The organism is Paenibacillus sp. FSL E2-0177 (genome assembly GCF_037992975.1).
GTDB lineage: Bacteria > Bacillota > Bacilli > Paenibacillales > Paenibacillaceae > Paenibacillus_AQ > Paenibacillus_AQ odorifer.
On sequence record NZ_CP150307.1, the window covers coordinates 3,857,724 to 3,883,385 of the forward strand.

20 protein-coding genes and 1 pseudogene are annotated in these 25,662 nt (G+C 43.9%); 5 read left to right on the top strand and 16 right to left on the bottom strand.

The window, feature by feature from the left end; genetic code table 11:
* Nucleotides 1–55: 55 nt before the first annotated feature.
* The gene (locus MHI25_RS17260; RefSeq protein ID WP_076130047.1) at nt 56–712 is read right to left on the bottom strand and encodes a 3D domain-containing protein; all 657 of its coding nucleotides are present in this window, start codon (nt 710–712) and stop codon (nt 56–58) included.
* A 400-nt stretch (nt 713–1,112) separates the two neighbouring features.
* Between MHI25_RS17260 and ppk1 the strand changes: the two genes are divergently transcribed.
* Complete coding sequence (ppk1, locus tag MHI25_RS17265; RefSeq protein ID WP_076130046.1) at nt 1,113–3,227, top strand: polyphosphate kinase 1; 2,115 nt, start codon at nt 1,113–1,115, stop codon at nt 3,225–3,227.
* On the opposite strand, the gene MHI25_RS17270 is transcribed toward ppk1, so the two are convergent.
* The 5 genes and pseudogenes from MHI25_RS17270 to glgB form a co-directional block, all read right to left on the bottom strand.
* The gene (locus MHI25_RS17270) at nt 3,175–4,704 is read right to left on the bottom strand and encodes a Ppx/GppA phosphatase family protein (protein WP_076218218.1); all 1,530 of its coding nucleotides are present in this window, start codon (nt 4,702–4,704) and stop codon (nt 3,175–3,177) included. The two genes, ppk1 and MHI25_RS17270, sit on opposite strands and share 53 nt — an antisense overlap.
* Nucleotides 4,705–4,866: 162 nt before the next feature.
* The gene (locus MHI25_RS17275; RefSeq protein WP_076130044.1) at nt 4,867–5,589 is read right to left on the bottom strand and encodes an amino acid ABC transporter ATP-binding protein; all 723 of its coding nucleotides are present in this window, start codon (nt 5,587–5,589) and stop codon (nt 4,867–4,869) included.
* Nucleotides 5,576–7,039, bottom strand: a pseudogene (locus MHI25_RS17280) (ABC transporter permease subunit); the annotation flags it as partial. The pseudogene MHI25_RS17280 and the gene MHI25_RS17275, both read right to left, overlap by 14 nt.
* A 452-nt stretch (nt 7,040–7,491) precedes the next feature.
* A complete protein-coding gene (gene glgA, locus MHI25_RS17285) occupies nt 7,492–8,916 on the bottom strand; it encodes a glycogen synthase GlgA (RefSeq protein ID WP_340393764.1) in 1,425 nt (474 codons plus the stop codon).
* Between the two features lie 47 nt (nt 8,917–8,963).
* On the bottom strand, nt 8,964–10,901 hold the full coding sequence (gene glgB, locus MHI25_RS17290; RefSeq protein ID WP_076218219.1) for a 1,4-alpha-glucan branching protein GlgB: 1,938 nt from the start codon (nt 10,899–10,901) through the stop codon (nt 8,964–8,966).
* 216 nt (nt 10,902–11,117) lie between these two features.
* Here glgB and MHI25_RS17295 point away from each other — a divergent pair, with 216 nt between their 5' ends.
* Nucleotides 11,118–12,341 (top strand): glucose-1-phosphate adenylyltransferase, encoded by a 1,224-nt coding sequence (locus MHI25_RS17295; RefSeq protein ID WP_340393765.1) that lies wholly within the window; start codon nt 11,118–11,120, stop codon nt 12,339–12,341.
* A 100-nt stretch (nt 12,342–12,441) separates the two neighbouring features.
* On the opposite strand, the gene MHI25_RS17300 is transcribed toward MHI25_RS17295, so the two are convergent.
* The 6 genes from MHI25_RS17300 to MHI25_RS17325 all read right to left on the bottom strand — a co-directional run bounded on the left by MHI25_RS17300 (nt 12,442) and on the right by MHI25_RS17325 (nt 18,946).
* The gene (locus MHI25_RS17300) at nt 12,442–13,500 is read right to left on the bottom strand and encodes a GNAT family N-acetyltransferase (RefSeq protein ID WP_340393766.1); all 1,059 of its coding nucleotides are present in this window, start codon (nt 13,498–13,500) and stop codon (nt 12,442–12,444) included.
* Nucleotides 13,501–13,506: 6 nt separating this feature from the next.
* Complete coding sequence (locus MHI25_RS17305; protein WP_051491526.1) at nt 13,507–14,973, bottom strand: HAMP domain-containing sensor histidine kinase; 1,467 nt, start codon at nt 14,971–14,973, stop codon at nt 13,507–13,509.
* Complete coding sequence (locus tag MHI25_RS17310) at nt 14,970–15,668, bottom strand: response regulator transcription factor (protein WP_036687642.1); 699 nt, start codon at nt 15,666–15,668, stop codon at nt 14,970–14,972. The genes MHI25_RS17305 and MHI25_RS17310 overlap by 4 nt, the downstream gene beginning before the upstream one ends.
* The gene (locus MHI25_RS17315) at nt 15,661–16,941 is read right to left on the bottom strand and encodes a hypothetical protein (protein ID WP_248548717.1); all 1,281 of its coding nucleotides are present in this window, start codon (nt 16,939–16,941) and stop codon (nt 15,661–15,663) included. Before MHI25_RS17315 ends, MHI25_RS17310 begins: the two co-directional genes overlap by 8 nt.
* Before the next feature lie 34 nt (nt 16,942–16,975).
* Nucleotides 16,976–17,701, bottom strand: a complete 726-nt coding sequence (locus tag MHI25_RS17320) for an ATP-binding cassette domain-containing protein (RefSeq protein ID WP_036687647.1) — start codon at nt 17,699–17,701, stop codon at nt 16,976–16,978.
* A gap of 90 nt (nt 17,702–17,791) precedes the next feature.
* Entirely contained in the window at nt 17,792–18,946 is a 1,155-nt protein-coding gene (locus MHI25_RS17325) for an MFS transporter (RefSeq protein ID WP_076130060.1), read from the bottom strand.
* A 160-nt stretch (nt 18,947–19,106) separates the two neighbouring features.
* Between MHI25_RS17325 and MHI25_RS17330 the strand changes: the two genes are divergently transcribed.
* The 3 genes from MHI25_RS17330 (at nt 19,107) to MHI25_RS17340 (ending at nt 21,624) form a co-directional block, all read left to right on the top strand.
* Nucleotides 19,107–20,024, top strand: coding sequence for a helix-turn-helix domain-containing protein (locus MHI25_RS17330; RefSeq protein WP_036687649.1), 918 nt, complete (start codon nt 19,107–19,109; stop codon nt 20,022–20,024).
* A gap of 36 nt (nt 20,025–20,060) precedes the next feature.
* A complete protein-coding gene (locus MHI25_RS17335; RefSeq protein WP_340393769.1) occupies nt 20,061–20,807 on the top strand; it encodes an HAD hydrolase-like protein in 747 nt (248 codons plus the stop codon).
* Between the two features lie 109 nt (nt 20,808–20,916).
* Nucleotides 20,917–21,624 (top strand): DsbA family protein, encoded by a 708-nt coding sequence (locus MHI25_RS17340; protein WP_036687653.1) that lies wholly within the window; start codon nt 20,917–20,919, stop codon nt 21,622–21,624.
* A 142-nt stretch (nt 21,625–21,766) separates the two neighbouring features.
* On the opposite strand, the gene MHI25_RS17345 is transcribed toward MHI25_RS17340, so the two are convergent.
* Genes MHI25_RS17345 through MHI25_RS17360 form a run of 4 tightly spaced genes read right to left on the bottom strand, consistent with a single transcriptional unit; the run spans nt 21,767 to nt 25,602 of the window.
* On the bottom strand, nt 21,767–22,723 hold the full coding sequence (locus tag MHI25_RS17345) for an ABC transporter ATP-binding protein (protein WP_076130038.1): 957 nt from the start codon (nt 22,721–22,723) through the stop codon (nt 21,767–21,769).
* Nucleotides 22,713–23,699 (bottom strand): ABC transporter ATP-binding protein, encoded by a 987-nt coding sequence (locus MHI25_RS17350; protein WP_036687658.1) that lies wholly within the window; start codon nt 23,697–23,699, stop codon nt 22,713–22,715. Before MHI25_RS17350 ends, MHI25_RS17345 begins: the two co-directional genes overlap by 11 nt.
* Before the next feature lies 1 nt (nt 23,700).
* Nucleotides 23,701–24,603: an ABC transporter permease gene (locus MHI25_RS17355; RefSeq protein WP_081383373.1), complete on the bottom strand. Its 903-nt coding sequence runs from the start codon at nt 24,601–24,603 to the stop codon at nt 23,701–23,703.
* 36 nt (nt 24,604–24,639) lie between these two features.
* Nucleotides 24,640–25,602, bottom strand: coding sequence for an ABC transporter permease (locus MHI25_RS17360; protein WP_036687660.1), 963 nt, complete (start codon nt 25,600–25,602; stop codon nt 24,640–24,642).
* Nucleotides 25,603–25,662: the final 60 nt, after the last annotated feature.

Genomic DNA, 25,662 nt, shown 5'->3' on the forward strand with positions numbered 1-25,662 from the left:
CCGTTTCTTGTTTAACCTATTTAAAACCATTTCATATCTCTATATTTTTATCTAGCTATTTAACAATGTATAATTGTACATATTGATAACCAAAATCGGCTACAAAGCTTTGGCTGCCTGGGATAAAGATATCGATCCGGTTACCTTTAATGGCACTTCCCATATCGGTTGCAGTAGCCAGAAAAGCTTCTTTAGGCAATCCTGCGTGTGAATGTCCGGTAACCAATACTTTTGTTCCGAGAGGAATTACACTTGGATCAACTGCGATGGTTCCTAGCTTGAGTGGGTTCCCGAAATAATCAACGGCACCCCAGCCTCCATTCTCACTAGCCGCTGAGGAATAAGCAGAAGCCTTAACTTGTATCGATTTCTCGTAGTTAAAGGACTTGCCCCATGCTTCAACTGTTTTTGATTCTGGAGTAACATTCAGGCTTGGTGTAAGCACTGGAGTTTCTGTCGTAGCCACAGACTCTGCTTGCATTTTACTTGGGATCGTTATTTTAAGTCCATCGTAAATATTAAGAGCAGCAACGTTTGGATTAGCTTTCATTAAATCATTAACACCGACATTGTATTGCTGAGATAGAGTATAGAAAGTATTGCCTTCCTTTGCAATATGAACGCTGTCTGCAAAAGCAGGAGCGGTGTGCAGCAATGCACTAATTCCCATAACTGCAGCAAGGGTTTTAATGGTTCTGAACTTGTTCTTCATAAATGCCTCCTCTTTAGATGGGCGTAAGCGGTATGACTTCCGTATACGCTCGTGTACATTTCCTGTACTTATGTACATCTTGTGTGATGTCCTGATGTATTGTTGTCATTTGTAAAACTGACAGGACTTAATATATCACAATTTTGTAACCTATGCGTATGTAATTGTTACCATTCTGAAATAACATGTTTAATTATTGTCTTTTGTCCATTAAGAAGTTAACGTAATTTTGATTATGTTAACTAAATAGCGACAATCACATCCTATTATATAAGATAATTAAATAATATTCTTTGAGATTTTACATAGATTTAACATTTCGTGCCTCATCCAATAGTAAAATGATAGAATATGATAAATAGATTTGAGATATAGACATCGAAGCATATTTGGAGGTCCCATGAATACAGAAGAGATTAAAAACAATCAGAGCAGTCCAGCCACTGCTTACCTCAATAGGGATTTGAGCTGGATCGAATTTAACCGCCGCGTACTCAAGGAGGCGCAGGACCCTGATAACCCTTTAATGGAACGTGCCAGATTTCTGGCGATCGTCTCGAGCAATCTGGATGAATTCATAAGCGTTCGTGTGGCGGGAATTCAGGATCAGATCCGGGCGGGCTATACTAAAAAAGATTTCACAGGCTACACCCCTTCCGGGCTGTATAAACGCCTCATCAAACGCGTAACCAAAATCATTGCCGATCAATACCGGACGTTCCGTGATATTTCGCGGAGTTTGCATAAAGAAGGCATCGTATTTGTGGATTATGAGGATCTTACCCATGCCCAAGAGCAGTCCATAGAACAGTATTACCGGGATATCATCTATCCTGTACTAACGCCAATGGCTGTTGATCAGAGCCGGCCGTTTCCACTCGTGCACAGCCAGTTTATCTACCTAGCTGTTGTTCTTACTCGTAAGAATGGTCTTGAAGAGGAGCCTTATTTTGCTATCCTGCAAATTCCTTCGAATCTGCCAAGATGTATCCCTCTTCCCCACCGCTCTAATAGTAAGAAAAGACAATTTGTATTTATTGAAGATGTGATCCGCCATCACATTCAAACCTTATTCAGCGGTTACGAACCTGTTGCGGTTAGTGAGTTTCGTTTGACTCGTAACTCAGATCTTACAATCGATGAGGAAGGTGCAGAGGATCTACTGGAAGAGATCGAAAAAGAGCTGCGCAAGCGTCGTCGCGGGGTGCCAGCCCGTTTGGAAGTACAAAAAGGTATCCATCCCTATGCTCTTGAGCAGCTGCAAGCGGAATTTGAGCTGGAGGACTTCGTATTTGAAATTGAAGGTCCGCTTGATCTAGGCTTTCTTCGTAATTTTGCCGGAAGCTTAAAAGGTTTTGGTTACATGAACTATCCACCTATTGAGCCGGTTTATCCTGCTGAATTTCAAGAAAATGAGGATTTCTTCGAGGTGCTGCGTGAACGGGATGTATTAGTCTACCACCCTTACGAGTCTTTTGATGCAATGACAGACTTTATCATTCAAGCTTCAGAGGATGAGCAAGTGATGGCGATTAAAATGACCTTATACCGTGTCAGTGGAAATTCTCCACTTATTACTGCACTAGCCAATGCTGCGGAGTCTGGTAAGCAAGTTACAGTGGTTGTAGAGTTAAAAGCTCGATTTGATGAGGAACGGAACATCGCTTGGGCACGCCAGCTTGAAAAATCAGGCTGTCATGTCGTTTATGGTCTGATCGGACTCAAAACGCATGCCAAAGTGACCTTGATTGTCCGCCAGGAAGGCCCTGAACTGCGCCGTTACGTGCATGTAGGCACAGGAAATTATAATGACAGTACAGCCAAGGCCTACACGGATCTCAGTCTATTCACCGCCCAAAGCGATATCGGACTGGACGCTTCTGAGCTGTTTAATCAAATGACTGGATATTCGGCTAATTTTGACTGGCATTCCTTCATTGTTGCACCGACGAATATGAGCTTATCCTTGCAAAAGCTAATGATGCGTGAAGCTGAACATGCACGGGCAGGCAGACCCGCTCGCATAATCGCCAAGATGAACTCGCTCTCTAATCAGCAAGTAATAGACGATTTATATAGCGCAGCCCAAGCCGGAGTCTCCATTGACTTAATCGTGCGAGGGGTTTGCTGCCTACGTCCGGGAATAGAGGGCTTAAGCGAAAACATTACCGTACGCAGTATTGTAGACCGTTTTCTGGAGCACTCCCGGATCTATTATTTCGAAAATGGCGGCAAACCTGAGGTGTATTTATCCAGTGCCGACTGGATGACTAGAAACCTAACCCGCCGGATTGAGCTGATGTGTCCTGTCAGAGACAGCGGCATCCGTAAACAGATCGTCAAGATTCTAGAGTTGTCTCTAAAAGATAATGTTAAAGCCAGCTTCTTGCAGGCTAATGGATATTACGAACAACCAGACGACAAAAAGGCCCCTTTCCGGAGCCAGTTTGCTGCAATGGATGTTACACGTTGGAAGGGAAGCCGAGTTTTACCTTCACCGCCCAAGCATTCTTAAATGCTTTTATCGCGTTCTCAATGTCCTCTAGGCCAATTAGCAGTGACGATGCGCCCTCTAAGTCCAGATGAAGCGTATTGCCGTGCAGATTGGCCTTCAGGCCGCTTACAATTCCAATCTCCGTGCTGTCCAACGCAATGCTAAGCTGGACAAGCGACCCGAGCTTATGAATCCACTCTTCGTCGGATGGCAGCAAAATGTCCTTATGTTGTTGGGACAATTTCTGCTTCCGGCTTTTTGTGCTGTATGAGGCAATCATGGCGCAAAGAATAAGCTGACGGTGGGTAAGTCCACGAATTGGTGAATTCATCAACCAATACAAAGTATGTCTTTTGGATTGGTAATAGTTAATATTCGTTCCCGTACGATGCAGCATGATGGACACGTAAATTAACATCTCGTGCTCTGCTCTATTCGATTCATCTTTAAATGCGTCAAACAGGCTGAGTGCTAGCTTGTTGATATGATCTAAATACCGTTTAGAAGTATGAATATCAAAGCGAATGATCGTGTTTAAGCTATATTCCAATGCACTATCACGCACTGGCTGCTCCGGCTCCAGCAGATCATGCAGCAAGCCTTCTCTGAGCCCTTCCCCGCTGATTACCGCCTCACTCGCCCCAATATACTGATACACCGTATGGAAAATAATCAACCCGGATACAATGATATCCGCCCGACTCTTAGATAATCCATCTAAATCCTTACGTTTTTCGTAAGGCATTGAAGGTAGGGTGTTCATAAAGTACTCGATCGTCTCACTGGTCATCGTATAGCCATGGGAGTTAGGCAATGAGTATGCTCGTGTCTTCTGATCCAGCTTCCCTAAGGAACGAACCGTCCCTCCTAAACCGAATAAAGGAAGTCCAGCTTTGGCATTTAGCCAATCATGCTCAACCAGTCTGCCCAGGACAAAGGTCTGCAGCTTGTGAATCTGCTCATCGCTCCAATTCCCACCTTGGCCAAACATTAGGTTGGTATTTACTGCCCCGAACGGGAAAGAAATGCTGTGTTGATAACGCCGCTCACAAAAAAGAGTGATTTCAGTACTCCCGCCACCAATATCAATGACATAACCATCCTCTACATTAAAGGCATTAATAACACCCAAGAAGCCATAATATGCCTCCTGGTGGCCACTGATCACCTCAATCGGAATGGAAGAGGATTGTGACAAAAAGCTTATTATTTCACTTGAGTTAGCCGCATTACGAATGGCTGCCGTTGCACCCGCACGAATGGTTTCCACTGCAAAAGCATTGCAGATTTCCTTAAACTGCCGCAAGACCGGAACAATCGTTTCCATGTCCTTTTGTTCCAGTCTATTCTCCTTCGTAATCTTCTCACTAAGGCGAGCGGAGTACTTACACTCCTTGATGATCTTATAGCCTCCTTCGCGCGTTGTATCATAAATTACAAGACGAATGGAGTTCGAACCAATATCAATAATGCCTATCCGGCGTAGATCATCTCTCATTATGTATGTACTCCTTTTCCTGTTGATTGACTGACCATCTATTATACATGGTTTACATAAATAAATGAACTCAGCCCCCAGCGATATATTCCCACATTACCCTCAGGACCCTATAACAAAACGGCCACTGGATACTTGTCCAGGGCCGTTTTGACGAATTCTTTATAATACTTTACTTAAAAAATCCTTAGTCCGAGCATGTGTAGGATTACCAAATACTTGTTCAGGAGTACCCTGTTCAACGATGAACCCGCCATCCATAAACAGAATGCGGTCACCCACTTCACGGGCAAAGCCCATCTCATGTGTAACAATAACCATTGTCATTCCGTCTTCGGCAAGCTTTTTCATAACCTCAAGTACCTCTCCTACCATTTCCGGATCAAGCGCTGAGGTAGGCTCATCAAAAAGCATCACATGGGGCTGCATGGCTAATGCACGAGCAATCGCGATCCGCTGCTTTTGTCCACCGGACAATTGAGCTGGATAAACATCCTTTTTATCTTCAAGCCCTACAGTCTTGAGGAGCTCCATTGCGAATTTATCGGCTACGGCCTGCTGCTGTTTTCTTACTTTAATCGGTGCGAGCGTAATGTTTTGCAGAACGGTTTTGTGCGGAAAAAGGTTAAACTGCTGAAAAACCATCCCCATCTTCTCACGCGTTGCATTGATATCATGCTTCTTTGAGGTGATCGATTCCCCTTCAAAAGTGATCTCTCCACCTGTAGGCTGCTCCAATAAATTCAAGCAGCGCAGAAAGGTACTTTTTCCCGAACCACTGGGCCCGATTACAACGACAACTTCACCCTTTTTAATCTCCAAATCGATTCCTTTGAGAATCTCCAGCTTTCCGTAATGCTTCTGCAGGTTCTTAACGGCGATCATCGGTATTCAGCCTCCTTTCGAGTCTACCTAGGATCTTGGAAAGCGTAAATGTTAGAACAAAATACATAAATGCAGCAATCACGAGTGGTGTCATGCCATCATACGAAATCGTTGTAACTGTACGAGCTTGAAACATCAAATCCGTTACTCCGATAAATGAAATAATCGATGATTCCTTGATAATGGTAATGAACTCATTACCGATTGCCGGAAGAACACTTTTAAGTGCCTGAGGAAGTACAATATGACGCATGGTCATCCCTTGTTTCATTCCAAGTGAACGTGCGGCCTCCGTTTGTCCACGATCGACACCCTGAATCCCGGCACGAAAAATCTCTGCCAGATAAGCAGAACTGTTAATGGAGAGTGTAATCGCCCCGGACTGAATCGGAGTAAACTCAATCCCAAACGTCGCCAGCCCGTAATGGATGAGAAACAATTGCACAAGCATTGGAGTGCCCCGCAAAAATTCAACCCAAGCTGTGGCTAAGAAACGTAACACTCTCCATTTTGACATGCGTAGTAGAGAGACGATAATCCCAAGAATGAAGCCAAATAATACACCAAGAACAGCAAGTAGCAAGGTATATTGTAGTCCAGTCAAGAAAAGATCACGATAATCATAAGCCATTCTAAATAAAGTAATATCCAATATCTTATCCTCCTATCTCCAAAAAAATAGAAAATAGCAAAGTTCCGCTATTTTCTGTAATACACATACAATTTACTTCAGCAGACCTAAAACAATATACATTCCTTACTTCGTGCTTTCAGCAAGCTCGCTGGCAGCCGCTACATATTCATCAATCTTACCTTCTGATTCTAGACGTTTAAGTGTAGCATTTACTTTATCCAGAAGCTCTGTATTGCCTTTTTTAATACCAATTGCGTATCCATCATCTTCTACTTCAGGCTTAGCATCGGTAATTACAAGACCCGCTAAATTCTTAACAAAAGATTTGGCTACAGGTCCTTCAATAATTGCTGTATCGATACGGTTAGATTGCAATTGCAGAACGATCTCGGAGATTTTACCAAGAGAGGTGATCTTTGCGCCTTCAATCTCTTTGGCGATTTCTTCTTGAATAGAGCCTGTCTGTACACCAATTTTTGTACCCTTCACCGCATCCATAGTAGCGTATTTATCTTTATCTGCTTCGCGTACTACAATAGCTTGCTCTGCTTTGTAATAAATATCTGAAAGTTCAACCGCTTTTTTGCGTTCTTCAGTCGGGCTAAGACCGGAAATCACCATATCTACGCGTCCACTGGACAATTCGTTAAGCAGTGAATCAAAAGGCAGATCCTTAACTTCAAGCTCAGCGCCCATGTCGGCAGCAATTTCCTTAGCGATGTCGATATCAAAACCTACGATGGTATCTTTTCCGTCCACTACTTTATGGAATTCGTACGGAGGAAAATCTGCACTTGTTCCCATAATCAGCTTTTTAGTAACTGCACCGGAATTTGCATTACCACTAGCAGCGGTATCATTATCATTTTTATTTTGACCGCAGCCTGAAAGCAGACCTACCGCTAATACCATTCCTAAACTAAGTTTACCCCATTTGTTCATTTCTATATCTCCCCTATTCATATGAAAAAATCTAAGTTGACCCAATGACTGACTTATTATAAATCAGAACGCATGAATATGCAAAGGCATAATTGTGACAATAACTTCCTTTTAATGGATTGCTATGAGGGGAATTCTATAATACGCAGCAAAAAAATCACTTTTATTCACGTTGAAGCTAAATTTATACATTTTTACTATCCCCTATACTGGCTAAATCATTCGACTGTTTATTCCTAATTTCATAAAAAAAGGACTGCTCCCAGAGTATTTACCATACTCCCAGGTGCAATCCCTTATTAACCCATTACAGAATTCGTTAAACTTTATCTGGTTATATCATCGTAGATATCCATGTACTGCTGAGCGGATACATTCCAGCTATAATCTCCCGCGAAAGCATTTTTTGTGATCTTTTTCCAATGTTCAGGCTGCTTGTAAAAAGAAAGCGCCCGGCGCAGCGTAAACATCATATCGTGTGCATTATAATTGCTGAACGTAAAGCCATTGCCTTCACCGGTTTCTTCATTATAAGCGTGCACAGTATCATTTAGGCCACCTGTCTCACGGACAACGGGTATGCTACCATACCGTAAAGCGAGCAGCTGACTGATGCCACAGGGCTCAAACTTAGACGGCATAAGGAAGATATCGCTGGCAGCATATATTTTTCGTGAGAGTGCATCATTAAATAAGATCTGTGAAGACAGCTTGGTCGGATACCGCCATGCCGCTTCCTTGAACCAACGCTCGTAGGATTCATCACCTGTTCCAAGCAGCACAAATTGAATATCCTCGTGATATAGCAGCTCATCCAGCACTCGGGTAAGCAGATCTAAACCTTTGGAGTCCACGAGACGCGTGACCATGGCTACCATTGGGATATTAGCATCCGCAGGTAATCCCAGCTCTTCCTGCAAGGCTACTTTGTTCTCCGTCTTCTTGGTCAAATTAGAACGATAACGGGTAACAAGGCTCGAATCTGTCGCTGGATTATAACTTTTAGTATCAATGCCATTCACAATCCCGCTTAAAACATCTGACCGTGCGTTCAACAAACCATCCAAACCGTAACCATAATAAGGTGTGCGAATTTCTTCTGAATAAGTCGGACTGACGGTCGTGACCCGATCACTGAATACAATCCCGCCTTTTAAGAAATTCACATTACCATAGTACTCCACACTACCAAAATAGCTGCTATCCAGACCTAACAGCTCTCCAAGTACCTCATAAGGAAACACTCCCTGATACAACAGGTTATGTATTGTAAATACACTCCGCATTTCACTGTAAAATGGATTGTGGCGATAATGCCCCTGTAGCAGCATTGGAATTACGGCCGCGTGCCAATCATGGCAATGCAGTACATCAGGCTGGAAATCAATGGCTGGCAAACACTCCAGCACTGCACGATTATAGAACGCAAACCGTTCACCATCGTCCATATAACCATAAATTCCATCACGGCCAAAATAATACTCGTTGTCGATAAAATAAACGGGGATACCCTCATAGATAATGCGTTCAATTCCACAGTATTGTTTTCGCCAGCCAATTGGAACATACACTTCCGTTAAATGCTCCATTTGAGCGGTGAACTTGTCAGGAATCCCACGATATTTAGGCAAAATCACTCGTACATCTACCCCGGCAGCCTTCAGCGCTTTAGGTAATGCTCCAATGACATCGGCCAAACCACCCGTTTTGACAAAAGGATGGGCTTCAGCTGCGGCAAATAAAACTTTCATGATTATTTCCCCCTTAAACTGTACGGATTCTCTATTCGTACTTAGATCTATAACTCTTTTGCCTCTTTATTCTTACCCATTCGTGACGTTTTTTTAAACACCAGGAAGCTAAGGGGCGGAAGAGTCAGCTCTATGCTGTTCACCTGATTGTGCCATTCCAGCTTAACGCTCTTTTGAGGGACATTGTGCAATCCGGAGCCACCATACTCTACATTTTCTGAGCTAAAGAGCTCTTCATAAGTCCCGGCCCGTGGCACGCCTATACGATAATTGTGCCGTTCTACCGGTTGAAAATTGATGACTATAAGCAGCGTATCTCCTGGTTTCTTCCCTCGGCGTATATACGAAATCACACTTTGATCATTGTCATCCGCATCAATCCACTGATAACCCTCTTGAGAATGATCCAGCTCCCACAACGCTTTTTCGGAGCGATACAGTTTATTAAGTGCAGCCGTGTAGGCAAGCATACGACGATGGCTCTCATAATCCAACAGCAGCCAGTCCAGCTGCTCCTGATCCTTCCACTCGATAAACTGACCGAATTCCCCACCCATAAACAGAAGCTTTTTACCGGGATGAGAGATCTGATATCCCAGCAGCTGCCTGAGACCTGCGAACTTTTGTTCATAAGTACCCGGCATTTTGTCTAACAAAGACTTCTTGCCGTGAACAACCTCATCATGCGATAGCGGCAATGCGTAATTTTCGGCATAAGCATAACATATTGGGAACGTAAGTAAATTATGATGATAAGGGCGCCCACCAAAATCATGTTCTATGTAGCCTAGCGTATCATTCATCCAACCCATATTCCATTTGTAATTGAAGCCAAGGCCCCCTTCATGCACTGGTGCAGTAACCCCCGGCCAAGCACTGGACTCCTCAGCCATCATCAATGCTTTTGGGAAATAATGAAAGATAGCCTTGTTCAGATTCTGGATAAATTTGATGGCCTCCAGATTTTCCAATCCACCATTAACATTCCGCCGATATTGATGATCCCGCTTTTCGAAATCTAATCGAAGCATACTCGTAACCGCATCTACACGCATTCCGTCGATATGATAATACTCGAACCAAAACAGCGCATTAGAAATAAGAAATGAAGAAATCTCCGGCTTACTGAAATCAAACGAAAGTGTCCCCCAGCCTGGTTTTTCAGCTAACATTGGATCGGCATATTCATAAAGTGGCGCTCCATCAAACATACGTAATCCGTGTGCGTCTTTGGCAAAGTGAGCGGGAACCCAATCTAAAATCACACCGATACCTGCCTGATGCAGCTGATCGATCAAATACATCAACTCATGGGGTTCGCCATAACGGCTGGTTGCCGCAAAATACCCCGTCCCTTGATAACCCCAGGATAGATCATATGGATGTTCTGCCAACGGCATAAATTCCACGTGTGTATAGTTCATCTCCACCAAATAAGGAATTAACAGCTCGCTCATTTCCCGGTAAGTATAGAACTCACCATCCTCTTTTTGACGCCAGGTACCGAAGTGCATTTCATAAATGTTCATTGGCTGTTGATATGGAGCTTTGCTTTTCCTACGCCATGCTGCATCTCCCCAGCGGTAGCCATCCAGTTCTGCTACTACCGAAGCCGTTGCCGGTCGAACCTCAGCTTTGAAAGCAAAAGGATCCGCTTTAAGGAAACTTGATCCATCTGAGGCAAGAATCCTGTATTTGTAAAAAGTTCCCGGCTGTATTCCCGGAAAAAAACGACTCCAAAATCCTGAATCGGGTATCTTATATAACGAGTCCACGCCCTGTGTTCCGTCCCAATCATTATGATCACCAGCTAGTCCTACATATGTCGCATGAGGAGCCCACACGGTAAAGCGCACACCGGTAACGCCTTCTTCAGCGGCAGTGTGTGCACCCAGCATAGAATAGCTGCGATAATTGGTGCCCTCATGGAACAGATAGATATCAGCAGCTGACGGAAGGGTCTCGATTTTTGCTTTTTCAGCCAATTCTACACCACCTTTTTCAATGTGCTTGTACCTATTACCTTACCCGAATATTACCATTTTGAAAATGTTTTGATGTTAAAAGAAAAGATTTTCTGATAAAGAAATATTAATTGTAATTTTTCTGTTTACAAAGCAATATATTTCACCTATGTCGTTTCAAGCGCTTGTCGTAAGTTTATATTACAAGCATTGACAAAATAATGGGAGGGATAACAAATGAACAACAAAAAAGATTGTATCGCCATGTTATTGGCAGGAGGGGAAGGCCGCAGATTGGCTCCCTTGACTTCCAGTATGGCTAAGCCTGCAGTCCCTTTCGGTGGACAGTATAAAATTATTGATTTCCCGCTAAGTAACTGTGTAAATTCGAACATTGATACAGTAGGTGTTCTGACACAATACGAAGCTGACTCTTTGCATAATCATATCGGTGAAGGTGAGCCTTGGGGCTTAGTTAGTCAAAAGGATAAAGGTGTCACACTGCTTCCTTCAGGTGTTGAAGGCAGAGACAGTTATACAGGGACTGCTGATGCGATTTATAAAAACATTGACTTTATTGATAGCCGCAACCCAGAACATGTGCTCATTCTATCCGGTGACCATATTTACCATATGAATTACCGTAAGATGCTGAATTATCATATTGAAAAAGAAGCAAAAGCAACCATCTCCGTAATGGAGGTTCCTTGGGATGAGGCTAGTCGTTTTGGAGTAATGAACGTAAACGATGATCTGAAAATTTCCGAATTTGCGGAAAAACCTAAAGTACCAAAAAGTAATCTTGCTTCAATGGGTATCTACCTGTTCGAGTGGGCTTATCTGAAGGAACACTTGTTGCGGGATGCAGCTAATCCTAATTCCAGCCATGACTTTGGTAAAGACGTAATTCCTACCATGCTGGATCAGAACGATGATTTATTCGCTTACCGTTTCAAGGGTTACTGGAGAGATGTAGGTACAGTCGGCAGTCTCTGGGAAGCACATATGGACCTTCTGCAAAAAGACAATGGCATGAAGTTAGACAAGACTCATTGGCCTATGTATAGTCGGGTTCGCCGGACTAAGCTTGCAGTTCATAAACCACGTGTACAGAACCCAGCAACGGACTCTCTCGTGAATGAATCCTGCTCCCAAGAAGGTAGTCTACAACGTTCTGTAGTCTTTAATGGGGTAGAAATCGGTAAGATGAGCCAGATCAAACAAAGTGTTATTATGCCTGGAGTTCGCATTGGCCGTGGAGTGCTGATTGAGAATGCCATTATTGGTGAAGGGGCAATCATTAAGGATGGAGCAGTCATCAAGGGAAGCATAAATAATATCGTTGTCGTTGGACCACATGAGACTGTGGCTGCCAAGCCGGCGGTCCGAAACCAACCTTCCCGTCTGTTTCAGGATGTGTATGAGAAGACAGGACGTTTGCGTGAAGTTCTTCCTTCATAACAACCATTATATAGAAAAATACTTTATATAAAAAGGGGCTGTTGTCCTGGTCGATCATGACCAGAGCAACAGCCCCTTCGGTTATAAAGAATTAGTGATTTTATGAATTACGGCTAGCCGTCCATTCTCTGTCTAATATGCTCATTTCCACACAATCTACATATTGCTCACCGAATAAAGCAGACTCACGTTGAACACCCTCCCGCTTAAAGCCAACAGCTTCATAAGCTTTCAGGGCAGCCGTATTGAAATCGAAAGCACCCAGAGACAGACGATGCAGGTCCAGACCTTCAAATCCGATTCGAAGCATTTCTTGCATCATACGTTTGCCAATGCCTTTACCTTGAAACTCAGGATCTACTACTACCCTGCCGATACGTGCAGAACGATTAACCCGGTCAATGACTGAAAAGCTAATATGGCCCACTACCTGCTGCGTAGCTTCTTGAATTGCACAGAAGATAAGGCGATCGGATAAGCCTGGATGATTAGCATCCTTTAAGTATTTAACAAGCTGCTCATCATCTAAAGGATAAGTTAACGAAGGTCCTGCCCACTGCTTCAGATACTCTGGAGAAACACTCCAGCGCTTTAAGTGTTCAAAATCAGATTCCGATATAAACCTTAGGATCAGACGGTCTGACTCAGCACCTTCCTCAAAATGCTCATATAAGTTCACTAAACGACCATTTCCCATATCGTTAGTGCCCATGTAGTGAAAACCCATGCTCTGATAATAACGATTAAGCTTAATGTTATGTGCCACAGTGTCAAACCTAAGACTCTTACAGCCTAGATCTTTGGCTAGAACTACTGCATATTTAAGCATTTGCTGTCCAAGTCCTCGGCCGCGGTGGGAGTCTTTCACAGCCAATCGGTGCAAATAAGCGTAGGACTCATCATTTTTACTGCCCCAGTACTGTGGATCACTGAATTGCAACGTGAACATGCCAACTACAGCCCCATCGTCAAGGGCTAAATAAACATGTCTGTCAGCGAAATATCCTGCAATATCGGTCTCATTAAATTGTCCGGGTGTCCATTGGTTAATCCCGTTACGCTCCATCCATCCTGCCGCTTCTTGCAACAGCCTCAAGATGTCATTAACCCGATCAGGCTCTCCACGAACTATACGGATCGAATTCTTCGTTATCCCCATCTCAGGTCACGTCTCCCAATCATCTAATTCAGGAAAGGTAGCTGTAATTTGAGTTACCTCATCTGAGTTAACTTCCGGCTGTGGTTCAGTAAGAGGCAAGATGACGGTTACTTCCGTTCCCTTTCCAAGCTCACTTGCCATATCAAGTGTCCCATTATGAAGTTCTACAATCTGCTGTGAGATCGCTAACCCCAAGCCTGTTCCTCCATTAAGTGCATCCACTTGAAAGAAACGGTCCTTAACTCTGGAGATATGCGCTTCACTAATCCCTATCCCGCTGTCTCGTACCATAATCGCTGTTTCTGTAGCAGACAGCCTCTTTGCTGACAATTCAATACTGGAATCTTCATGTGAGAATTTTACTGCATTGTCTACCAAGTTCAAGAATACCTGTTTTAATCGATTGGCATCCCCTTTAACAAAGATCGCGTCTTCACATTCCAGCAGCAGATGAATTCGTTTCTTTTCCGCTTTAGCCCAAACATTCAGTATCGTCTCTTGTAGCAGCACCTTTACATCTACAACCCCAATCGACAGCTTCATTTGGTTCTGCTGCAGCTTAGAAAAGTCGAGAATCTCCTCCACCAGCCCAATCAGACGTTCACTTTCTTTGGAGATGATGCTGACTCCAAGTTTTGTCTCCTCCGGATCATACCCGCCGGAAACCAAGGTTTCGCTCCAGCCCTTGATACTTGTAAGAGGTGTCCGCAGCTCGTGAGAAATGGACGAGATAAAATCATCCTTAATCTGATTACTGCGTACAATTTCCTGAGCCATATAATTCAGCGTTGAAGCCAAATCACCAATCTCAAATTTATAGTCTCCCTTAATCCGTACGTTGAATCTCCCCTTCGCCATCTGAGCTGAAACTGCCGTAATATTATTCAGCGGCTTCACAATCGAGTTGGCCAGTCCGAAGCTAAACCCAACAACTACAGCCATAACAGCTGCAGCAATAGCAGTGGACAATAAAGTTAGATTAAGCAAATCATTATTGATTTCTTCTAGTGAAGTAATATACCTTAGGACATACTTATCCTGTCCATGAATCTGCAGCATTTTGGAAACCGCCATTACGCTCTCATTCGTGCCTGCCTGACGCCCTACCCAGCGTCCAACGCTGCCGCCAACGGCTTCTGGTACATCACTGGTCGTAATGGTCCGATCCGGCTGAAAGCCAGTGGAACTAGTGATGATATCCCCATTTAGCGATAAGATTTCCAGCTCCGTCTTGCTCAATGAGAACCTCTCCAGTACTTCTTGTAGCAGATAGATGCTATTATCGCTGGGTATCATGTTCTTTTGAAAAAACGACTCTGAAACAGAAATGTGATTTTTAATCTTGCTGTATACACTGTCATAATAATATGTTCTGATGGCCAGCAGGAAGATAACTTCTACGAGGAGAAGCGCCAAAAAAACTACAAGAATGTAGTGCAGAACAATCTGTCTGCGCATCCCCTTCTTAATCATTGTCCTTGGCCTTTCCATCTATATCCGTGCCCCCATACAGTCTGCAAAAATTCCGGCTCCGAAGGATTGTTCTCAATCTTCTGGCGTAAGCGCCGGATATTTACATCTACAATTTTGGGATCACCCATATACTCCTTGCCCCACACATGATCCAACAGAAGATCGCGGCTAAGTGGAGTGTTTTCTTTTTCAAGAAAGAATTGAATCAGAGAGAACTCCGTAGGCGTCAGTTCAATGGCTACATTATCACGTTTGAATTGTTTGGTAATAAGATCCAAGCTGAAAGGCCCCGAATGAAAAGAAACCTTGGCCGACTGTTCACGATGCACATTTACTCGGCGCAGCAAAGATTGAATACGCGCAATTAGCTCCGTTGGGCTAAATGGCTTACTAACATGATCATCTGCACCTACGGACAAAGCGTAAACTTTATCCTGCTCCTGAACCTTGGCGGTAAGAAAAATAATTCCCAAGCGTTCATTAGTCTCCCTAATCCGTCTACAAACTTCAAATCCATCAATGCCGGGAACCATAACATCCAATAATGCAATATCAATATCAGGTATAGTGGTTAATTTATGCAATGCTTCATTCCCGTCAGCAGCCTCCAGCACTTCGAAACCATTACGCTTCAAATTAATGACTATGAAACTGCGAATGGACTCTTCATCTTCCAATATCAGAACTTTACTCATCTATTCCCTTCCTTTCAATAGGGGAGGCAATCTTATTGCTTCCTTCTTTAGTTGTACTTTGTTCTAGCTCACCACGGTAGCCGATGACTTTATCTAAATCCCGTCCAAGCAGCTCCCAGCCTTCATTCTTAGCCTTATCCCATTCCGAAGGAGAAAAGAAGGAAACCTCAGCAAAAGTCTCTCCGGTATCAGTCATGATGAACTTAAGGTTTTTATCCAGAACAGATTTCGTATCAATACTTACCTTTCCATGCAGCTCTGGATCAAAATTAATAGTAAAGCGATCCGATGGATCACGATATAGCTGGACTGCAAAGGTTAGGCCATCTTTTCCATCCCATTTATAATAGGAGGTGAAATAAGGAATATCTGCGGGGTCGAAATACTCCCATCCTTTTGGCGCTTCAAGCAATCCAACTTCAATAATGCCATCATGATCGATATCTTCGCTTGCAATCAGACGATCTTTGTAAGTCCTCGTATCACCTGGCAAAACCACACGCAGCTTGTTATGCTCCATAAGAACAATTAAACTGTAGGCGGATTGGAAATCCACCGAAGCGTCCAATACGATTCCTTCTTTATCCTTGGCAATCTTTCCTGCGACAATATTGTAATAATTAAAAAAATACGGATCGATATCCTCAATCTTATCGAGCACCTTAAAGCCATCATTGTACTGATAGATCGAAATGGTTGCAAATTCATTTCTTTTAAAATAAACTACGGTGATGTCTTCAATTCCATCCTTGTTAAGATCATCAAGCATATATTTGGTGTAAGGAAGTGAAAGCACTTCTTCCAATGATCCGCTGGAATAGCTATACACGACGAGGCCTTTTTCTTCCCCGCGTGAATAACCTGTAATGATATTCAGCTTCCCGTCACCTGTCATATCTTTCAGATCGACGGACTCCAGCATAGTTCCATCCCCATCAAAAACAAGCTTTTTGACCCAGGCATCTCCTTGCTTCTCTAAGATCATCCCGTGAATCTCTACAGCTTCGCTTGGCGTTCTATAGAACACCAACGACTCCATAATTCCGTCGTTATTAAGATCCTCTGTGAAAATTGAGCTCTCATCATTAACCGGACGGATCAACTCCGTACCCGCTGGAATATGTGAATTAATAGCAGCCATAAGTGTTGCTTTGTCAGCAGACAGCTGCGGAGCTTTCATCTTCGAAACGGGATCACTGATGAAAGTACAACCCGAAAGTACGGATAACGACAGTGTTGCAGCTGCCAGGCACCTAAGACTTTTTATACTCAACCTCATCACTCTTTTCCTTATCCGTGTCCGAACTTTACAAATTCGCGCGTTCCTGAGACGTTAATCTACGTCCCTTTATATCATGCTTAATTCGTCCATCTTCTAGTACCCATATACGTGAAGCGAAACGTTCAGCCAGTTCAATAGGCAGCACCGTCACTACGGTAAGACCCGTCTCTTTACACAGTCTGCGCAAAGTTTCCAATACACTTTCTGCCGATTTGGGATCCAGACCCGTAACCGGTTCATCCGCTAAAATAACTTTTGCACCATGAGTTAATGCTCTAGCAATCGCTACACGCTGACGTTCACCACCGCTTAGCTGGCTAGTCTTCATCTTCGCTTTGTCAAGAAGTCCAAGGGCATCTAATTCATCCATCGCACCCATATAATCATCTGAACGAACCATCCCTGTAACCATACGCCACATTGGCGTCTGTGCGGACTGGCCGATCAGCACGTTTTTCAGCGCTGTGCGGTTAGGATTGAGCTCTGCATTCTGCTCCAGGTAAGCCCACTCCCGGCGAATTTTTCTTTTTCCGGAAAAGGCACTCGCCATAATATCCGTACCGTCCACTCTAAAATTCCCTCTGTCCCACTTCTCTCGCAGCGCTAAACAGCGTAATAAAGTGGTCTTACCGCTCCCACTCGCTCCAAGTATGGCTACGAGTTCACCCGGCTCTAATTGAAATCCTATATCCTGCAGGACCGGATTTTTGTCTTCCCCAACTGCCTTGGCTAAGTGTTCAACTGTGATCATAGTTCAGCCTCTCCCTGTCTTCATCTATAATCTATAGTGTACTCTGAATGTGAGTTCAATTTCCATGCGAGCACTCGTTCTTATCTTACCTCAATTTCTAGGTTGTGGCGAGAATAATAACCCCAGCAAGCCGAACACGATATATAAACCACCCATCAGGGCGAAAATACCGCCGCTTAAGCCCACTTGCAGCAACAAACCACCAATGCCGGGGCCGATAATACTACCAATACTAAAATGGAAAGAAGCAACCACATTGGCAGCAGGCAGTAGATGTCTTGGTAAAATATCCGCGGCCAGACTTAGCCCTAATGAGAAAAAGGAGCCCACTAATCCTCCTGCGATCATCAGAAGTACCATTGTCAGCGTAAAATGATCACCTGCCAGCGGCAACATCGCAAAGGCGATCCCGCCTCCGATCCCGGCAATAATCAGTACCCGCTTGCGGCCAAACCGGTCGCTCCACAGACCTAATGGAAACTGCAGAAGTAGTCCTCCGATCCCTGCAAAAGGCAATAACGCTGCAATTTGATCTGTGCTGTAACCGATACGCAGACCATATACCGGAAAGCTGCTATTTAAGCTGGCTTCCATAAAGCCATATAAAAGGGCTGGAATTAAAGCGAACCAGGCTAAGCTGTAACAACGACCGAAACGGCGAACCTGGCTTTCACCACTCTCCGCTTTATCTGGCCGGGAATCCGGCAGAATTGTAGTCACAAGGATTAAGACTAACAAAAATAGAAATGCGAGAACAATAAAAGGCACGGCCTGTCCATAACGCAGCAGACTTATCCCAAGTGGTCCTAAGCTAAAACCCAGACCATAGGACATGCCATATAGTGAAAGATTACGTCCGCGATGCTCGGCAGGTGTCATAAGCAGAACCCAAAGCTGGGCCCCGTAATTAATCGCAGCATCGCCCACACCCACAAGCAGACGCAATACAAACCATACCTTGATCCCTGTAAAAAAGGGAAACATGAGCAAGCTTACTAAGACTAAACTAATCCCACCAGCTATCAATTTTTTAAATCCAACCGCTCCAAGAACACGTTCAGCAATCAAGGTCATCCCAAATGATCCTATGTATAGTGCAGCAGCATTCAGTCCGTTCAGTGACGAGGACACTCCTTTTTGCTCCAAAAGAATGGATAGAATGGGCAGCAACAGCCCTTGGCTAAGCCCTGCGGCTATAGTAGCGGTAATAAGAATCATGAAAGTCATTTTGCTATTACTTCGTATAGATACTTTAAGCCGGTCTGACACGGATGATATCCCCCTATAATAAAAACAATGATGTGATCTAACGCCAATTGGCAAACACCGAACATTATAGTGGACAACCCTCTTCAAAACAAGAGATAATATGTAGAAGTTACGGATTTCTGGGGGTGCATGTTACATGGATTACGAATTAAAAATCGACGTATCGCCGGTTTATGAACTGTTGGACAGTTTTATGATATATGTAACCAGAAAATGGATCTCCAATTTAGACCTCGGTCCCCACTGGGTTAGTGATGTGGAAGATCGCATTACTCCTCATAAAGTAACAGCTCTCATGCAAGCTGCCGAGTGGCCATTTACAGATTATGATGTGTTATATGCTTGGGTTTACAGCCGGGGGCCCGCAACATCAGTGCTGCATTTCCTGGATGATCTGGATTCAGCTTCTATAGAAGAGTGTTATCAGCAGATCGCACCGTTAATTCATGATTTCACCATAGATGAAGCTTCCCGGATCAAGAGCAGCTATAGTCCGCTTCTTAGACTCTGGTATGAGCAATATTTTCGTCATGTAGAACACAAGATTTTACCGTTATTAATTGAAGATGCCTCTGAGAAAAAAATGCTGGAAAGCAAAATGGACCCTATTTCTTTAATTGAATATGCATCCGGTGGTGTAGTTTTCGAGGATATACGGGATCTTAAGACTATAGTATTATTGCCTACCGTTCATAATCGACCAATTAACACCTACTGCTTCTACAAAACTATGGTGATTGTACAGTATCCTGTAGATGTGCCATTGGAAGATGAAAATGAACCACCGATGGTGCTATTGCGCATGACCAAGGCACTGTCAGATCCAACCAGACTCCGATTGCTTCGGTATGTCGCCCATGAACCCAAATCTCTATGGGAGATGCAGTCCGATCTAAATCAATCCAGAGAAATGCTTATGCATCACCTAATGATCCTACGCGTAGCCGGTTTACTCCGTATCCATCTTCGCGGGGAACAAGACGAGCGCTTCAGTATCCGTCCAGACGGCGCTTCTGAGCTTCAAATGTTTCTAGAATCTTATATTCACCTATAGAACACTATACAGATACAGATCCAAGGAGTGAGAGATATGAAATACACAACTCAACAAGTAATTTTCGATCTAGATGATACGCTGGTTCATTGCAACAAATATTTCGATTTAATTTTAGGGCAATATTTCGAGCTCATGACTGATTGGTTTAATGAATTTGGTCCAAGCACCAGTGAATTACGCAGCAAGCAAATAGAAATTGATGTTGATACCGTCAACACAAGTGGCCTGGCCAGCGACAACTTTCCCAAATCCTTAATCGCCACCTACCGTTATTTCTGCGCCAAATATAACCGTCCGACAGATCGCTTTCAAGAGCAGCAATTACACAAGCTCGGCCTAAGCGTCTATGACCAAGAAATTGAAGCTTACCCTGGCATGGTTGAAACACTCGATACGCTGAAGCAAGAGGGTCACCATTTATTCTTGTATACTGGCGGGGACGACACCATTCAGCAACGTAAAATTGAACAAATGAAGCTGGATGCTTATTTTGACGATCGTATCTATATTCGGAAGCATAAAAATGTTGAGGCGCTTGAAAATATTTTGGCTACCCAAAGCTTTGACCGCAAACGTACCTGGATGATTGGCAACTCGTTACGTACAGATGTACTTCCCGCAGTTACCGCAGGCATCAACAGTATTTACCTGAAGCAGCAATATGAATGGAGCTATAACCTTATCGAGCTGGAGCAAGAGATGCAGCAAGCCGTGATGACTATTTCGTCCATCCACGAGGTGCCCCCTGTCATTCGCTCAGCCGCTAAATTCAAAAACTAATAATCTAGCTGCAACGTTACGTAGCATTGTTACAAATGACATATCTACACTACCAACTGGATGATTATACTATTTTTATAGTATTCCTATATTGTCTAGGAGGTGAGATATGAATAAGAAAGTGTCAGCTAAACAATCTCAGACCAAAAGACCTTTGCTTCCCATGATATTAGGTGTCGTTGTTGTAATCCTTCTCGCTGTAATTGTTTTCATCTTAAGCAATAAGACTGATGATACAGCAGATCTACCCAACTACACCGACGTAAAGGGAAGCATTGTTGTTGATGGGCTGAAATATGAGAAGCAACCTCATCTTGGAAGTCCTGATGCCAAAGTTAAAGTTATCGAATTCGCAGATTTCAAATGTCCCGCCTGCAAAATGTGGACTGAAAAGTATCTGGATACTTTTATTAAAGACTACGTAGATACCGGAAAAGTGGAACTTTTCTTCATGAACTTTGCATTTTTGGACCGGGACTCTTATCTTGCTGCTAGCGCCGGCGAAGCCATCTACAAGCAAAGCAACGAGAAGTTCTGGGAATACCTTCATAAGCTGTACGCTAATCAAGGCGATGAGAGCGAAATTTGGGCCACTCAGAAATTCATTTTAAAATTCGTTAAGAATAACATCGAGGGCATTGATTACGCCCAATTTGAAACAGATCTCAAGAATCATACCTACATGTTCGATGTAAAAGAAGACTTTAAGATCGCTGGTTCCTACGGAGTGAACGGTACTCCTAAATTTATGGTGAACGGAGTGCTGCTTCAGGATTCTTCGTATGAAGGGTTAGCAGCAGCGATTGACAAGCAGTAAGCAGTCTTTAAACTGCGCCCTATAAGCTGTTCACTTTGAAAAAAGTGACCTTCTTACAGGGCTTTTTTGTGTGTATGAATTAAAAAAGATGACTTCTATGATATACAGAAGTCATCTGCTGATTACTTAATTAAGCCTCTGCTTATTCTACCAAATGACACACGGCACTATGGCCTTCTGACACGATTTTCCGTTCAGGCTTGACAGCCATACATACATCCGAGGCAAAAGAACACCGGGGATGAAAAGTGCAGCCACTTGGTGGATTGAGCGGAGATGGTACCTCACCTTGAATCGATACCATCTGCTGCTTCTGCTCCACACTATCCGGAATCTTCAAAATCGAATTTAGCAGGACCTGCGTGTAAGGATGCGTAGGTTTCTTGAACAATTCATCCGCCGGAGCCTGCTCAACCACCTCTCCTAAATAAAGAACCGCGATATCATCACTCAAATACTCCACTACTGCCAAATTATGCGAAATAAAGATATAAGTCAGGTTAAACTCCTTCTGCAAATCCTTTAGTAGTTGAATGACTTGAACCTGAATAGATACATCCAATGCGGACACCGGTTCATCACAAATGAGCAATTTGGGATTCAGTGACAACGCTCTGGCAATCCCAACCCGCTGCAATTGTCCACCTGACAGTTCATGCGGATAAGCGTATTGGACTTCAGAAGGCAAACCGACCCGCTCAAGTAGTTCGATCACACGCTCATGCCGGCTTACTTTAGTTCCGATTTTGTGGATAGCCATTGCATCTTCAATAGCGTCTCCTACCGTCATTCTCGGACTGAGGCTCGCCTTGGGATCCTGGAAAATAATTTGCATATCCCGGCGCATCGCCCGCAGCTTCTCTTTATTTGCCTTTGAGAGCTCCACGTCCTCAAAAAATATTTTTCCTTTGTCAGATTCGAGTAGACGCAGAACCATTCGCCCTAAGGTTGATTTTCCTGAGCCACTTTCCCCAACAAGCCCCAGTGTTTTCCCCGCTTCCAGGGTAAAAGAAACATTCTCGATGGCATGCAGCTTTTTTCCTTGTACCCGAAAAGTTTTCGAGACATTTTCTACGCGCAAGAGCGGATTATTGGGCATAGGAAGCGACCTCCTCAGCATGATGGCAGGCGATCTGATGATCGGTGCTAAAATCACGAAGCTTGGGAACTTCATTCTGACACCGTTCAGTTGTATAGAAGCAACGATCGGCAAATGGGCAGCCGGTCAATGTCTGTGTAAGTGTCTTTGCCGTCTTTGGAATAGGCATTATTTCTTTTCCCTTGTGGCCCACTTCGATAATGGAGCGTTTCAATCCAAGTGAATAGGGATGCGCCGCCTCACTTATGAACTTGTCCGTAGTGGCTTTCTCCATGATTTGGCCCCCGTACATCACGATGATTTTGTCACAAAAGTTGGTCGCAAGGCCAAAATCATGCGTTACCATCACTACGCTCATCCCATGTTTTCTGCGCAATTCCTGCAATAGTGCAAGAATCTGCATCTGCACAGTGACATCAAGCGCGGTTGTTGGCTCATCGGCAATCAATAATTGCGGTTCACATGCCAAAGCAATAGCAATCATGATACGTTGGCGCATCCCCCCGGAAAATTCGTGAGGATAACTTTTAAACCGTGATTTAGGATCCGGAATCCCCATTTCATGCAAGAGCTGAATGGTTCGGTCAAAAGCTTCCTTCCGGTTTGCATATTGATGTGTCAGCATGGCTTCCATAATTTGATCCCCAATACGCATGATCGGGTTCAAGCTGGTCATCGGATCTTGAAAAACAACGCCGATGTCACGTCCACGAATATCTTCTAATTGTTTGGGACGCATTTTAAGTAAGTCCTTACCATTAAACTGAGCTGTCCCCGATGTTATTTTTCCATTTTCACGGATGAGCCCAATTGATGACATCAATGTAACGGACTTACCGGAGCCACTTTCACCAACAATCCCCAAGGATTCATTTTCATTGATCGAAAAACTGACGCCGTTTACGGCATAAACTTCATCTTCACTCCGGGAGAACTTCACATGAAGATCATCAATAGAAAGTAGCGGTTCACCCATATTAATTGCCTCCTTTCGGACTGAATGCTTCCTGGAGACCGTCTGCTACAAACAGAAACGAAAGCAAGGTTATTGCAAAGATACCTGCCGGAAAATACAGCAGCCATGGAAAGCCGAGAATATTCTCACTGGCTTGAGCAATCATACTCCCAAATGAAGGGATTGGCGGCCGAAGCCCCATGCCAAAAATACTTAAGCCTGCAATCTGGATGAGATCACCGGGAATCCCGAAGGCGAGAGAGACACCCATACTGCCGATAACATTCGGCAACATATACCGTCTGGCAATATGCGCCTGAGATGCGCCTAACGCTCTTGCCGCTTCCACCATCTCCCCGTCCCGCATACTTAGGACCAGACTTCGGATCAAGCGTGCATACCCCGCCCAACCCGGAATTCCAATTGCTAGAATCAAAGATAAATACCCACGTCCCAGCATAATGACTAATATCAAGGCGAACAAAAATCCCGGCAAGGTCATCATAAAATCCACAGCACGCATAATAATCATATCGGCGATTCCGCCGCGCAATCCGGCCCACAAGCCCAATATGATCCCGATGATGAAGCTGACCAAAGTCGCGCCAAAAGCAATAATCAGAGCGCTTCGAACACTGAACAGAATCTGGCTGAACATGTCATGCCCTACATTATCCGTACCAAAAATATGCTGCCAGGTCGGCCCTTGATTGATGGCCAAAAAATCCCCCGTGCGATAGTCATATGGGGCCACCCAAGGTCCAATAATCCCCGCGATCAAAAAAAGGATAACCCAGACCAAACCAATAACGGCAAGACGATGTCTTTTAAATCGCTTCCAACCTTGATAAAACTGGGATCTCTGAAGATTCTTTTTTCTCTTCAAAGCTACATCCGATTGAGTTGCTGCAACTGTGCCAGCCAATTGCTCCCCCTCCTAGGTTCGTATAGTCTGTGCCGCTTATAATCTGACACGCGGATCAATAAAGGCATAAATAATGTCAACGAGTAAATTCATAATCATAATCATGGATCCCAGCAGAAATACAGATGTGATGGCGAGCGGATAGTCGAAACTGGTAAATGCCGTCTGCATCACCTGACCAAGCGCTGGAATGGCGAAAATTTGCTCCACCCAGATCGTGCCCATCACGGTAAAAGCAAATTGTGGTCCGATGACGGTTATCATCGCAGTCAGCGAGTTTTTGACACCATGCTTAAAAATCATCGGCCAATATTTGACACCCTTAGCTTTTGCGGTTCGCATAAAATCCGACCTCATGGTTTCGATCAGACTGCCTCGCATATATCTGGCAACAACACCGACATTCGCCGCAGATAGACAAATAATCGGCAAAATTGCTTGCCTCCAGTGACCCCATCCCGTTACGGGCAGTATCCCTTGAAACACAACACCAAATAACAAAACCATAATCACCGCGAGAACAAATGCCGGAATAGCCTGACCCGTCAATGAGATGGTGCTTACCACATAATCAATCCAAGTGTTACGTTTGAGTGCTGCAATAATGCCAAGCGGAACCCCGATAATTACCGAAAGAACAACAGATCCAAAGGCCAAAAGTGTACTGATCGGCAAAGCCTGCTTCAGTTGAGTCGCAATTTGCAAAGACGGATTCTGCATCGAATTACCGAAATCGAAGGTTAATTGATGCCAAATATACTTCATGATTTGTTGCCACAGCGGTAAATTCAAACCATACCGGCTTTGAAACTGGTCCATGACTTGTTGATAGAGAACAGGGTTTTGCCCTTGCAGCGGAGCCAGTGCCGTAGCCATGGTATTCGTATTCATGAAACCGCCAGGTGAATAATACATCATGGTATAGCTAACTGAAATGACCAAGATTAAAGTGATAATAATTTGTAAAATGCGCTTTGAAATAAATTTCAATATGGTCAAATCCGACCCTCCTTTACCGATTCACGGGCACCATAATTGGCGCCCGTGATTGGTAATTAT

What these genes read in the sequence shown, in the direction of transcription:
- MHI25_RS17260 (WP_076130047.1), bottom strand. Translation starts at nt 712, where the DNA reads ATGAAGAACAAGTTCAGAACCATTAAAACCCTTGCTGCAGTTATGGGA.
- ppk1 (WP_076130046.1), top strand. Translation starts at nt 1,113, where the DNA reads ATGAATACAGAAGAGATTAAAAACAATCAGAGCAGTCCAGCCACTGCT.
- MHI25_RS17270 (WP_076218218.1), bottom strand. Translation starts at nt 4,704, where the DNA reads ATGAGAGATGATCTACGCCGGATAGGCATTATTGATATTGGTTCGAAC.
- MHI25_RS17275 (WP_076130044.1), bottom strand. Translation starts at nt 5,589, where the DNA reads ATGATCGCCGTTAAGAACCTGCAGAAGCATTACGGAAAGCTGGAGATT.
- glgA (WP_340393764.1), bottom strand. Translation starts at nt 8,916, where the DNA reads ATGAAAGTTTTATTTGCCGCAGCTGAAGCCCATCCTTTTGTCAAAACG.
- MHI25_RS17295 (WP_340393765.1), top strand. Translation starts at nt 11,118, where the DNA reads ATGAACAACAAAAAAGATTGTATCGCCATGTTATTGGCAGGAGGGGAA.
- MHI25_RS17300 (WP_340393766.1), bottom strand. Translation starts at nt 13,500, where the DNA reads ATGGGGATAACGAAGAATTCGATCCGTATAGTTCGTGGAGAGCCTGAT.
- MHI25_RS17305 (WP_051491526.1), bottom strand. Translation starts at nt 14,973, where the DNA reads ATGATTAAGAAGGGGATGCGCAGACAGATTGTTCTGCACTACATTCTT.
- MHI25_RS17310 (WP_036687642.1), bottom strand. Translation starts at nt 15,668, where the DNA reads ATGAGTAAAGTTCTGATATTGGAAGATGAAGAGTCCATTCGCAGTTTC.
- MHI25_RS17320 (WP_036687647.1), bottom strand. Translation starts at nt 17,701, where the DNA reads ATGATCACAGTTGAACACTTAGCCAAGGCAGTTGGGGAAGACAAAAAT.
- MHI25_RS17330 (WP_036687649.1), top strand. Translation starts at nt 19,107, where the DNA reads ATGGATTACGAATTAAAAATCGACGTATCGCCGGTTTATGAACTGTTG.
- MHI25_RS17335 (WP_340393769.1), top strand. Translation starts at nt 20,061, where the DNA reads ATGAAATACACAACTCAACAAGTAATTTTCGATCTAGATGATACGCTG.
- MHI25_RS17340 (WP_036687653.1), top strand. Translation starts at nt 20,917, where the DNA reads ATGAATAAGAAAGTGTCAGCTAAACAATCTCAGACCAAAAGACCTTTG.
- MHI25_RS17345 (WP_076130038.1), bottom strand. Translation starts at nt 22,723, where the DNA reads ATGCCCAATAATCCGCTCTTGCGCGTAGAAAATGTCTCGAAAACTTTT.
- MHI25_RS17350 (WP_036687658.1), bottom strand. Translation starts at nt 23,699, where the DNA reads ATGGGTGAACCGCTACTTTCTATTGATGATCTTCATGTGAAGTTCTCC.